Source organism: Nonomuraea sp. NPDC003754 (assembly GCF_053605785.1).
The window spans coordinates 318,800-330,231 of record NZ_JBSGJX010000001.1 but is presented as its reverse complement, the minus strand read 5'-3'; the positions used below and the strand labels follow the sequence as shown (position 1 = coordinate 330,231).

The following is an 11,432-nucleotide window of genomic DNA, read 5'->3' as shown; positions in this document are numbered from 1 at the left end:
TGGAGCAGCCATGTTCAGCATCGGAGACTTCGCCAGGCTCGGCCTCGTGTCGGTGCGGATGCTGCGCCACTACGACGCCATCGGCCTGCTACGCCCCGCGCACGTCGACCCGGTCACCGGCTACCGCTCCTACCAGGCCGGGCAGCTGGCCAGGCTCAACCGCGTCGTCGCGCTCAAGGATCTCGGCTTCACCCTGGAGCAGGTGGGCTCGATCCTCGACGACAGGGTGAGCACCGAGGAACTGCACGGCATGGTACGGCTGCGCCGCGCCCAGCTGGCGGCGCAGATCAGCGCCGACCTGGCCAGGCTGCGCGGGGTGGAGGCGAGGCTCCGCGCCATCGAGAAGGAGGGCGCCATGAGCGCCGACGACGTCGTGGTCAAGAAGGTGGCGCCGGTCAGGGTGGCGCAGCTCAGCGCGCGGGCGGCCAGTTACGACACCGAGGACATCGGCCCCGTCATCAAGCCGCTCTACCGGCAGATCCGCGAACGCCTCGGTGCGGCCGGCGTGCCGATGCAGGGGCCCGGCATCGCCTACTACCTGGCCGAGGAGGACGGCTCGGTGACGGTGCACGCGACGTTCCCCGTCAACCTCGACGCGGGCGAGGTCCACGACTTCGAGGTCGTGGACCTGCCCGGCATCGAGACGGTCGCGACCATCATCCACCGGGGGCCGATGGAGAACGTCGGCCCGACCTTCCAGACGCTCGCCCACTGGGTCGAGGAGAACGGCTACCAGGCGCTCGGCCTGGCCCGCGAGGTCTCCCTGCACTGCCCGCCCGACATGGACGAGTGGGTGCACGAGCTGCAGATGGAGATCGCGAAGACCTGACGCCTCACAGCGCCAGGACCGAGCGCAGGTCCGCCTTGAGCGTCTCCAGGTCCGCCGCCGCCTCGGCGCGGGCGTCGGCGACCTCGCCCGTCACGGGGACGACGACCTCCAGGTAGCACTTGAGCTTCGGCTCGGTGCCCGAGGGCCGCACGACCACCCGGGCGCCCCCCGCCAGGTGGTAACGCAGGCCGTCGGTCGGCGGCAGCCCGCCCTCGCCCGCCGCCAGGTCGTCCCACGACTCCACGGTCCTGCCGCCCAGCGTCGCCGGCGGTGTCGCGCGCAACCGTGCCATGGCGCCGCCGATGAGCGCCAGGTCCGCCACGCGGAAGGACAGCTGCGACGTGGCGTGCAGGCCGTACCGTCTGGCCTGCTCGTCGAGCAGGTCGAGCAGCGTGCGCCCGGCGCGCTTGGCCGTGGCGGCGATGCCGGCGACCGTGAGCGCGGCGCCGATCCCGTCCTTGTCGTGGACGGGCAGGCCGTGCTCGCCGCCGACGCTGTGGCCGAGCGCCTCCTCGTAGCCGTAGACCAGCCCCTCACCAGCCCGCATGATCCACTTGAACCCGGTGAGCGTCTCGGCGTACCGCACGCCGTGCGCCTCGGCGATCTTGCCGAGCAGCGTCGAGGACACGATCGTGGTGGCCACCAGCCGGTCGCCGCGGGTGTGCGTGATCACGTGCTCGCCGAGCAGCGCGCCCACCTCGTCGCCCGTCAGCATCCTGAACCCGCCGCCGGCGAGCGGCACGCCCACCGCGCAGCGGTCGGCGTCGGGGTCGTTGGCCAGCACCAGGTCGGCCTCGATCTTCGCGGCCAGATCCAGCGCGAGGTCCATCGCGCCGGGCTCCTCCGGGTTGGGGAAGGCCACGGTGGGGAAGTCAGGGTCGGGGTCGCGCTGCTCGGCGACCGTCGCAGGCTCGTCGAAGCCGGTCCCGCGGAAGGCGCTGACAAGCGTCCGGTGGCCCACCCCGTGCATCGGCGTGTACGCGACGCGCAGGTCACGCGCCTCGCCCAGCGGCAGCTCGGCGAGCGCCGCCAGATAGGCCTCGACGACGGTCGCGTCGAGCACCTCGCCCTCGCCGAGCGGCAAGGAGCCGACGGGGGCGGCCGCGTCGATCGCGGCCGAGATCCAGCCGTCCACCGGCGGGACGATCTGCGACCCGTCACCCCAGTAGACCTTGTAGCCGTTGTCGCGGGGCGGGTTGTGGCTCGCCGTGACCGTCACACCCGCGTCGGCGCCCAGATGCCGTACGGCGAAGGCGAGCACGGGCGTGGGCAGCGGCTCGGGCAGCAGCGAGGCGCGCAGCCCGGCGCCCGCCAGCACGGCAGCGGTGTCCCTGGCGAAGACGTCGGACTTGTGGCGGGCGTCGTAGCCGATGACCACGTGCTTGCCGGGGCCGAGCACGGCGGCCAGGCCGGCCGCGGCGCGCATCACGGTGACGCGGTTCATCCGGTTCGGGCCGGCGCCGAGCTCGCCGCGCAGGCCGGCCGTACCGAACTCGAGCTTGGCGCCGAAACGGTCGGTGAGCGCCGCGGGATCGTCGAGCAGGCTCTCCAGCTCCGCCCTGGTCTCGGGGTCAGGATCCTGGGCGAGCCAGGCCAGCGCCTGGTCCCTCAGCTTCACAGTTTGTCGACCACCTTGGCCAGCAGCACGCCCATCCGCGCCGCCGTGGCGCGGCCGACCTCGAGGACCTCCTCGTGGTTGAGCGGCTCGCCGACCAGGCCGGCGCCGGGGTTGGTGACCAGCGAGATGCCCAGCACCTCCGCGCCGCCCTCGCGCGCCGCGATGGCCTCCAGGACCGTGGACATGCCGACCATGTCGCCGCCGAGCGTGCGCAGCATCCTGATCTCGGCCGGCGTCTCGTAGGTCGGGCCGCGGAAGGCGACGTAGACGCCCTCCGCCAACGACGGGTCGACCTCCCGGGCCAGCGTACGCAGCCGCACGGAGTAGACCTCGGTGAGGTCGATGAAGGTGGCGCCGGTCAGCGGGTTGGCACCGGTCAGGTTGATGTGGTCGCTGATCAGAACCGGGTCGCCGACGTTCTGGGTCTCGGGCCGCAGCCCGCCGGCCGCGTTGGTGAGCACCACCGTGCGCACCCCGGCCGCCAATGCCGTGCGCACGCCGTGGACGACCGGCTCGACGCCGAGGCCCTCGTACAGGTGGGTGCGGCCGAGGAAGATCAGCGCGTGGCGCCCGGAGGGGGTGCGCACGACGCGGATCTTCCCGGCGTGGCCGGCCACGGCGGGCGGGGCGAAGCCCGGCAGGTCGGTCACCGGCAGCTCGACGAGCGTGTCGCCGATCGCGTCCGCGGCGGGCACCCAGCCCGATCCCATCACGAGCGCCACGTCGAAAACGTCGAGCCCGGTGGCCTTCCTCAGCGCGGCGGCGGCCTCCTGGGCGTGCACATAGGTCATCTCAGTAGTTTAGGAGGAGCCGGTCAAGCACCCGCACTCCGAACTGGAGCGACTCAACCGGGACACGCTCATCCACACCGTGGAACATCGCCGCGAAGTCCATGTCCTTCGGCAGACGCAGCGGAACGAACCCGAACCCGCGCACCCCCAGGTCGGCGAAGAAGGTCTTGTTGTCGGTGCCGCCCGACATGCAGTACGGCACCGCCCGCGCGGTCGGGTCCTCCGCCTTCAGCGCCGCGATCATCGCCTCGACCAGCGCGCCGTCGAACGTCGTCTCCAACGCGATGTCGTGCTGCACGAACTCGCGGCGCACGTTCGGGCCGAGCAGCTCGTCGACGGTCTTGAAGAAGTCGTCCTCGTAGCCGGGCAGGAAGCGACCGTCCACGACCGCGCTCGCCTGGCCGGGGATGACGTTGGCCTTGTAGCCCGCCCCCAGCATCGTCGGGTTGGTCGTGTGGTGCAGTGTCGCGCCGACGAAGCGGACCAGCGGGCCCAGCCTGTCCAGGACGGGACCCGGGTCCTCGGGGTCGAACGGCAGGCCGAACGCCTCGGACACCTCGGTCAGGAACCGCCGCACGGTCGGAGTGAGCGTGATCGGCCACTCGTGGCCGCCCAGCCGCGCCACCGCCTTGGCCACCTCGGTCACCGCGTTGTCGGCGTTGAGCATGGAGCCGTGGCCGGCCGTGCCGTCGGCGACCAGCCGCATCCAGGCCAGGCCCTTCTGCGCCGTCTCGATGAGGTAGAGCCGCAGCGACGGGTCGACCTCCAGCGAGTAGCCGCCCACCTCGCTGATCGACTCGGTCACGCCGTCGAACAGGTCCCGGTGGTTGGCGGTGAGGTACTTGGCGCCGTAGACACCGCCCGCCTCCTCGTCGGCCACCCACGCGAAGACCAGGTCACGCCTGGGCCGCCGGCCCTCGCGGACCATCTGGCGCAGGACGGCCAGCATCATCGCGTCCATGTCCTTCATGTCGACCGCGCCGCGGCCCCAGATGTAGCCGTCGCGGACCTCGCCGGCGAACGGGTCGACGCTCCAGTCGGCGGCGTTGGCCGGCACCACGTCCAGGTGCCCGTGGACCAGCAGGGCGGGCAGGGACGGGTCGGTGCCCTCGATCCTGGTGACCACGTTGCCCCGGCCGGGAGCGCTCTCGCTGTAGTGGGCCTCGACGCCGACCTCGGCCAGCCGGGCCATGACGACCTCGGCGGCGGCGCGCTCGCCGGGTCCGCTCCCGTCGCCGTAGTTGCTGCTGTCCACGCGGATCAGCTCGGCGGTCAGCTCGGCGACTTCCAGTTCGGCGGGGGTCATGAGTACTCCAGGCTCTTGCGCAGGAATCCGCGCTTGTAGGCGCGGGTGATGAGGGTGACGTTGACGTCGGTGACGTCGTCCAGCGGGCCGACGACCTCCGTCAGGAACCGGTAGAGGTCGGCCTCGTGAGCGACCGCCACCTGGACGAGCATGGTGTAGGTGCCCGAGGTGGCCGCGCAGTAACGGACCCCGGGGTCGCCGGTGAGCCGCTCACCGACCTGGTCGAGGCCGTGCGGGCGGACCCGCAGCCACAGCTGCGCCTCGACGTCCAGGCCCAGCAGCGAGGGCTCGACCTCCGCTCGCAGCATCAGCAGCCGCCGCTCCAGCAGCGAGGCGACCCGGCGCCGGGCGGTCGGCACCGAGACGCCCAGCTCGTCGGCGATCGCGGTGAACCCGATCCGGCCGTCGCTGACCAGCAGCTCGGCCACCTCGCTCTCCAGCGGGGACAGCCCGTCGTGGTCGGGCAGCTCCACCGGCGGCGACGGGGGACGCAGCAGCGCCACCTCCTGCTCGGTGAGGTACGGCGCGTGCCACTCGGCCACCGTGCGGAAGGTGTGCAGCACCACCTGCGTCTGGGTGCCCGCGACGCCGTCGATGCCGTGCACCTCGACGTTGAGGATCTCGTGCAGCGCGGTCCTGCTGGGGGCGACGAGCTCGGCGCCGATGTCGGCCGCGCCGGTCACCGAGTAGACCGAACGCGTGTCGGGCCTGCTCGCCAGGGCGTCGGCGACCGCGGCCGCGGTGCCGGGCCGTACCTGGACGTGCAGGTGGACCGGACGGCCGTGGCCGGAGCGCAGGTCGTCGTAGATCGCGGTGACTTGCACCGCGCCCTCGGCGATCAGCCGTTGGAGCCGCCGGGCGACCGTGCGCTCGTGTTCGCCCACCGCCCTGCCGATCTCACCCCACGACGCGCGAGGGCTGACCTGCAGCGCGGCGACCAGGCGCCGGTCGAGAACGTCCACCTCGGGCTGTCTCCATGTCGGGTTTGTAAATATGTGGCGAGATATTTGACTGTTTCGGTCGTCCGGATGCACAGTAAGCCATCCCCGCACGCGAAGCAAAGGAGCCCCAGTGGCAACCCCCTCCCTTGAGCATTCGCCACTCGGCATCCCCCGAAGCCGCGGCCGCCAGCTCCTGGCGGCCAACGTCGGCAACGTGGTCGAGTGGTACGACTGGTACGCCTACAGCTTCCTGGCCGTGTACTTCTCCGAGCAGGTCTTCCCCAAGAACGACAACCCTCTCGTCCCCGTGCTGAGCGCGTTCGCGATCTTCGCTGTGGGCTTCTTCATGCGACCGCTCGGCGGCCTGCTGGTCGGCTCCTTCGCTGACAGGTTCGGCCGCAAGGCCGCGATGACGTTCACGATCGTGCTCATGGGCGGCGGCTCGCTCCTGCTGGCCGTCACCCCGACCTACACGGCCGCGGGCGTGCTGGCGCCGATCATCCTGACCCTCGCCAGGCTCATCCAGGGCCTGTCGGTCGGCGGCGAGTTCGCCGCCGCCACGACGTTCCTGGTCGAGTCGGCCCCTCCGGGCCGCAGAGGCCTGTTCTCCAGCTTCCAGTACGTCAGCACCACCATCGGCCAGCTCCTCGCCTCCGGCCTGGCCGCCCTGCTGGCGACCATGCTGGTCAAGGAGGACATGGACGCCTACGGCTGGCGCATCCCGTTCCTCATCGGCGCCGTCATCAGCCTGGTCGGCCTGTGGATCCGCAAGGGCGCCGACGAGACCTCCGCCGTGGCGCAGGAGATCCAGGAGGGCAGGGCCGAACGGCCCAAGCTCTTCGAGTTCCTGACCCGCTACCCGAGCAAGGCCGCCCTGATCGTCGGCATCACTGTCGCCGGCACCGTCGCCTACTACACCTGGACCACCTTCCTGCCCACCTACGCCCAGCAGAACGTCGGCTTCGACAAGGCCATGTCCCTGCAGGTCGGCACGATCTCGCTGCTGTTCTTCATGGTGCTGCAGCCCGTGCTCGGCATGCTGTCGGACCGGATCGGCCGCAGGCCGATGCTCATCGCCTTCGGCCTGGCCTTCACCCTGCTGCCGGTGCCGCTGCTCAGCGCGCTGTCGAACTCCTTCGCCAGCCTGCTGACCATCCAGCTCATCGGCATGGTCTTCCTCGGCTGCTTCACCTCGATCTCGGCCGCGGTGAACTCCGAGCTCTTCCCGACACGCGTGCGGGCCTCGGGCGCGGGCTTCCCGTACTCGCTGACCGTCGCCATCTTCGGCGGTACGGCGCCGCTGATCGGCACCGCGCTGAAGGACGCCGGCAACTCGGCACTGTTCCCCTGGTACATGTCGGCCCTGGCGTTGGTGTCGACCCTGGTCTACGTCTTCGCGCTGAAGGAGACCAAGGACCAGCCGCTGTCCTAGCTAGCCGCCCAGCGACGTGCAGGGCCTGCCGCGCAGGTCCTTCACGTAGTCGTCGGGGGCGCCTGCCTTCTCCGCCGCGTCGGCCAGGATGCCGAGGTAGCGGGCGGAGGGCAGGCCGCCCTCGTAGCTGTCGAGGACGTAGAACCAGGCGACGACCTCACCGTCGAGCGTCTGCACCCGCAGCCGCACCTTGTGGTAGAGGCCGCCGGCGGCGCCCTCCCACTGGTCGAGGGAGTTCTCGTCCCACTCGGGCACGTCGTAGAGGACGACGAAGACGTGCTCCTCGGGATCTTCCACGATCGTGGAGAGCGCGCCCTCCCAGCCGATGTCCTCCCCGCCGAACGTCAGGCGCCAGCCCTGCAACCAGCCGACGCCGCGCATCGGTGAGTGGGGGGCGCGCACGGCCATCTGCTTCGGGTCCATGTTGGAGCCATAGGCGGCGTAGACAGGCACAGCCACCAAGGGTAGCCCCGTTCGTCGGCGGGTTGCGAGATGCGGGACAATAGGACACGTGACAAGGATCGTGATCATCGGTGGCGGACCAGGTGGCTACGAAGCGGCCCTCGTGGCCGCGCAACTCGGCGCACAAGTCACGATGGTCGAAGAGGACGGCCCCGGCGGCGCGTGCGTGCTGACCGACTGCGTGCCGTCCAAGACCCTGATCGCGACCTCGGTCCGCAAGCAGGCGCTGCTCGACGCGCCGTCCCTGGGCGTCCACTACAGCGGCGGCTCCGACGGTGACGTCGGGGCGGCCGAAGTCGACATGCCGCTGGTCAACAAGCGGGTCAAGGAGCTGGCGCAGGCGCAGTCGGCCGACATCGGGACACGGGTCGCCGCCGAGGGCGTCGAGATCGTCAAGGCTCGCGGGCGCCTGGTCGACCCGCAGGTCGTGCGCGCGGGTGACCGGACGATCAGGGCCGACGTGGTGATCGTGGCGACGGGCGCCACCCCCCGCATCCTGCCGGGCGCCGAGCCCGACGGCGAGCGCATCCTCACCTGGCGGCAGCTCTACGACCTCGACGAGCTGCCCGAGCACCTCATCGTGGTCGGCTCCGGTGTCACGGGGGCCGAGTTCGCCGGTGCCTACCGCTCGCTCGGCTCCGAGGTCACGCTGGTCTCCTCCCGCGACCGCATGATGCCCAACGAGGACGCCGACGCGGCCGAGGCCCTCGAAGAGGTCTACCGGCGGCGCGGCATGAACGTCATGGGCCGCTCCCGCGCCGCGTCCGTCAAGCGCACCGCCGACGGCGTCGTGGTCACGCTGGAGGACGGGCGCACCGCCGAGGGCACCCACGCTCTGATGACGGTCGGCATGGTCCCCAACACCTCAGGACTCGGGCTCGAGGAGGCGGGCGTGACCCTCGACCGGGGCGGGTTCATCCAGGTCGACAAGGTGTCGCGGACCTCCGCTCCCGGCGTGTACGCCGCGGGCGACTGCACGGGCGTGCTCATGCTGGCCTCCGTCGCGGCCATGCAGGGCCGCATCGCCGTCTGGCACGCGCTCGGCGAGGCGGTGCAGCCGCTGCGGCTGGCGACCGTCGCCTCCAACATCTTCACCGATCCCGAGATCGCCTCCGTCGGCGTGTCGCAGAAGCAGATCGAGGCGGGGGAGATCGAGGCCAACGTCGTCAAGCTGCCGCTGTCGACCAACGCCCGGGCGAAGATGCAGGGCTTCAACGACGGCTTCGTCAAGCTCTTCTGCCGCCCGCACACCGGGATCGTGCTCGGCGGCGTCGTGGTGGCGCCCAGGGCCTCCGAGCTGATCCTCGCGGTGTCCGTCGCGGTGCAGCAGCGGCTCACGGTCGACCAGCTCGCCCACACCTTCGCGGTCTACCCGTCGCTGTCCGGGTCGATCACCGAGGCGGCGCGCAGGCTGATGCAGCCGACCGCCGCGATCGGCATCTGACACCCGGGCCGTCCGGCGGGCGTCCGGCGAGCGGGTGTGGTCAGGCGCGGTAGGCGCGCGGGCGCCGGGCGGCGCTCGCCCAGAGGGTGAGGGTGACGGCCAGCCCGAGAGAGCCGACGACCACCAGCACGAGCCCGACGGAGATCCTGGGCCCCGCCTGCGGCTGCGATTCGACGTCCAGGCGCATGGCGCTCTGCTCCTCGGGGGTCGGCGACGGCGCCGCCGTGGAGTAGCCCTTCACGCCCTCGGGAAGCGTCTTCGGCCTGCCGGTGGCGCCTGTCAGGTCGAGGTCGTCGGCGAAGGTGAAGTCGGCGTCCTGGACGTTGGCGCCGCGCAGGACGGCCCCGTCCATCTCGGCGGAGCTGAAACGCGCCTCGCGCAGGTCGGCGTCGCGGAAGACGGCGTTCGGCGCCTCGATCGAGATGAGCTCGGCCTCGTGCAGCTTCGCCTTCGTGAAGTCCGCCTTGCGGGCGTTGGCCTGACCGAGCTTGGCGTCGGCGAGGTCGGCGCCGACCAGCTTGGCCAGCGTGAGGTTCGACTGGCCGAGCACGGCCCTGGTGAGCCTGGCGCCGCTCAGGTTCGCTCGCGGGAACTGCGCCTGGGTGGCGCCCACGTCCACGAGGATCGCGTTCCGCAGGTCGGCGTAGTCGGCGTGCATCTGACCCAGGTCGGCCTCGCTCAGGTCGGCCTCCCTGAAGTCGGTGTACTTGGCGGTGACCTGGGTGAAGTCGGCCTGCTTCAGCGAGGCCCGCCGCAGGATCGCCCCCGTCAGGTCCTTCTGGGCGAGGTCGACGCCGTCGAGCTTGGCGCGCGTCAGGTCGGCGCAGCGCAGCGTCGAGGGCAGCGCGCGGCCCTTGGTGAAGTCGGCTCCGCGCAGGTTCACCCGGTCGCCGGGACGGCACGGCCCCGCCTGGGCGAGCGCGGGAGCAGCCGGCGCCAGCGCGAGAACGGGCACCGGAGCCACGGCGGCGCATAAGGCGAGGGCGATCAGACGGCGCAACAGGGCCTCCTAGACACTGGCCCCGAGGTCTGCCAGGCGGGTGGTTTTGCCCCTACTTTACAAAGCGGACCCCCGTCCGCGCGCGGCGAGCCCGGCCGTGCACGCGAAAGCCCCCGGTGACGTTCACCGGGGGCCTTCGCTGTCAGATCAGGAGGCGGAGCCTGTCACCAGTCGCCGCCGCCGAAGTCGCCACCACCGAAGTCGCCGCCGCCGAAGTCACTCCAGCCGCCGCCACCGCCGAAGTCGCCGCCACCGCCGAAGTCACCTCCGCCACCGAAGTCGCCGCCGCTCGCGTCGGAGTAGCCCTCGGCGTAGCCGGCGCCGTAGCCGCCGTAACCCCAGCCGCCGCCGAGCAGGCTGCCCATCATGGTGCCGACGAACATCATGGTCATGATGTCGCCGAAACCGCCGTAGTAGCCGTAGGCGTAGGGCTGGTAGGCGGGACCCGCGTCGTAGTACGGCCGGTACTGGCCGTTGACCATGACCTGGCGGGTCTGCGGGTCGTAGCCGCTCTCCACCGCCATGGCGTCGGCCGCGCAGGCGGGCACGTCGCGCGGGGCGCCGCCGGGCGGGGCCCAGCGCACGTCGCGCACCGAGGGGCCGTGCTGCGGGTTGAAGAAACAGGGCGCCCGCCGCTCGGGCACGGGCTGGTTGTTGACCTTGGCCTTCACCACGGCCAGCGCGTAGCGGCCGTCCTCGAGCGTCGTGGTGACGTCGCGGACCTGCTCGGCCTGCGTCACCGCGGCGAGCTGCGTCTTGGCCTTCTCGTAGGAGTCGAGGGCGGTCTGCCACTCGGTGATGTTCTGGCCGCCCTGGCCGGCGAGCTTGACGTCGGTGTCGAGCACGGTGATCTCCTCACCGAACTTGGTGACGTCCTCCTCGACGGTCGTCTTGACCGCGGCCAGCTCGGCGGCGCGCTGCGCGGCGAGCTTCTTCTTGCGGTTCTTGGAGTACAGGAAGTAGCCGCCACCGCCGGCGAGAGCCAGCACGCCGATGCCGATCAGCGCGCCCGTGCCCGAACCGCCGGAGCCGGCGGAGCTGCCCGAGTCGAGAGCGGAGGACTTGCCCTGAGCGGCCGCGTTGACGCGGTTGACGAAGTCGCTCATGCCGGTGACGACGTCGTCGTTGCTGCTCGTCGAGAGGTTGGCGAGCTGGCCGGCCAGCCCGCGCTTACCGAAGTTGGCCGCGGCGAGCAGCGAGTTGCCGTCGAGCACCGCGACCGCGTACTTGCCCGTCTTGCCCGCGGACTTCAGCCCGTTGCCGAGGGCGGGAAGGTAGGCGGCGGGGTCGGTGACGGTGCCGTCGGGGAAGGCGGCCACGTAGACGGGCGTGCCGGCGTCCTTCAGCGTGGAGCGGATCTCCGCCTGCTGGTCCGACGTCAGGGTGGCGCCGGAGCCGACGTACAGCCGGTCCTTCTGGTTCTTCCAGTAGGAAACCACCGTGTCGGCGTCGGGTGGAGCCGCGGCGTGCGCGGCGGGCGAAAACGCGAAGACAGCGAACAGACCGGCGATCAGAGCCGCGATCGCGGCCGTCGTCCGGCGCAGCGGATGGGTCATGGGCAGCAAGCCTCCTTCGTCCTTCAGGACGAATGAGCGGTTGGCAAAGTTCC

10 protein-coding genes are annotated in these 11,432 nt (G+C 71.4%); 3 read left to right on the top strand and 7 right to left on the bottom strand.

The genetic code is table 11. The annotated features are described in order from the left end of the window. The first annotated feature begins 10 nt into the window (after positions 1-10). Entirely contained in the window at positions 11-829 is an 819-nt protein-coding gene (locus ACWEVS_RS01480) for a MerR family transcriptional regulator (RefSeq protein WP_452549416.1), read from the top strand. A 4-nt stretch (positions 830-833) separates the two neighbouring features. Here the strand turns inward: ACWEVS_RS01480 and ACWEVS_RS01475 are convergent, their stop codons facing one another. The 4 genes from ACWEVS_RS01475 to ACWEVS_RS01460 are packed head-to-tail and all read right to left on the bottom strand — an operon-like array spanning position 834 to position 5,506. Further along, a complete protein-coding gene (locus ACWEVS_RS01475) occupies positions 834-2,447 on the bottom strand; it encodes a phospho-sugar mutase (RefSeq protein WP_449920140.1) in 1,614 nt (537 codons plus the stop codon). After that, complete coding sequence (locus tag ACWEVS_RS01470; protein WP_354906193.1) at positions 2,444-3,238, bottom strand: purine-nucleoside phosphorylase; 795 nt, start codon at positions 3,236-3,238, stop codon at positions 2,444-2,446. The genes ACWEVS_RS01475 and ACWEVS_RS01470 overlap by 4 nt, the downstream gene beginning before the upstream one ends. Position 3,239: 1 nt before the next feature. Beyond that, positions 3,240-4,544: a M20/M25/M40 family metallo-hydrolase gene (locus ACWEVS_RS01465; protein ID WP_449920143.1), complete on the bottom strand. Its 1,305-nt coding sequence runs from the start codon at positions 4,542-4,544 to the stop codon at positions 3,240-3,242. Continuing rightward, positions 4,541-5,506, bottom strand: coding sequence for an Lrp/AsnC family transcriptional regulator (locus ACWEVS_RS01460; protein ID WP_354906190.1), 966 nt, complete (start codon positions 5,504-5,506; stop codon positions 4,541-4,543). Before ACWEVS_RS01460 ends, ACWEVS_RS01465 begins: the two co-directional genes overlap by 4 nt. Before the next feature lie 109 nt (positions 5,507-5,615). On the opposite strand from ACWEVS_RS01460, the gene ACWEVS_RS01455 reads away from it, so the two are divergent. After that, the gene (locus ACWEVS_RS01455) at positions 5,616-6,917 is read left to right on the top strand and encodes an MFS transporter (RefSeq protein WP_452549414.1); all 1,302 of its coding nucleotides are present in this window, start codon (positions 5,616-5,618) and stop codon (positions 6,915-6,917) included. Here the strand turns inward: ACWEVS_RS01455 and ACWEVS_RS01450 are convergent, their stop codons facing one another. Further along, positions 6,918-7,370 carry a gamma-glutamylcyclotransferase gene (locus ACWEVS_RS01450; RefSeq protein WP_354906187.1) on the bottom strand — a complete coding sequence of 151 codons (453 nt, stop codon included), beginning with the start codon at positions 7,368-7,370 and terminating at the stop codon, positions 6,918-6,920. A gap of 58 nt (positions 7,371-7,428) precedes the next feature. Between ACWEVS_RS01450 and ACWEVS_RS01445 the strand changes: the two genes are divergently transcribed. After that, complete coding sequence (locus ACWEVS_RS01445; protein ID WP_449920148.1) at positions 7,429-8,823, top strand: NAD(P)H-quinone dehydrogenase; 1,395 nt, start codon at positions 7,429-7,431, stop codon at positions 8,821-8,823. Between the two features lie 40 nt (positions 8,824-8,863). Here ACWEVS_RS01445 and ACWEVS_RS01440 read toward each other — a convergent pair whose 3' ends face one another. Next, positions 8,864-9,823, bottom strand: coding sequence for a pentapeptide repeat-containing protein (locus tag ACWEVS_RS01440; RefSeq protein ID WP_452549412.1), 960 nt, complete (start codon positions 9,821-9,823; stop codon positions 8,864-8,866). A 164-nt stretch (positions 9,824-9,987) separates the two neighbouring features. Next, positions 9,988-11,379 (bottom strand): hypothetical protein, encoded by a 1,392-nt coding sequence (locus ACWEVS_RS01435; protein ID WP_449920152.1) that lies wholly within the window; start codon positions 11,377-11,379, stop codon positions 9,988-9,990. Positions 11,380-11,432: the final 53 nt, after the last annotated feature.

Excerpts from the sequence above, each read along its gene's own strand:
- ACWEVS_RS01480 (WP_452549416.1), top strand. The coding sequence starts at position 11 with ATGTTCAGCATCGGAGACTTCGCCAGGCTCGGCCTCGTGTCGGTGCGG.
- ACWEVS_RS01470 (WP_354906193.1), bottom strand. The coding sequence starts at position 3,238 with ATGACCTATGTGCACGCCCAGGAGGCCGCCGCCGCGCTGAGGAAGGCC.
- ACWEVS_RS01465 (WP_449920143.1), bottom strand. The coding sequence starts at position 4,544 with ATGACCCCCGCCGAACTGGAAGTCGCCGAGCTGACCGCCGAGCTGATC.
- ACWEVS_RS01435 (WP_449920152.1), bottom strand. The coding sequence starts at position 11,379 with ATGACCCATCCGCTGCGCCGGACGACGGCCGCGATCGCGGCTCTGATC.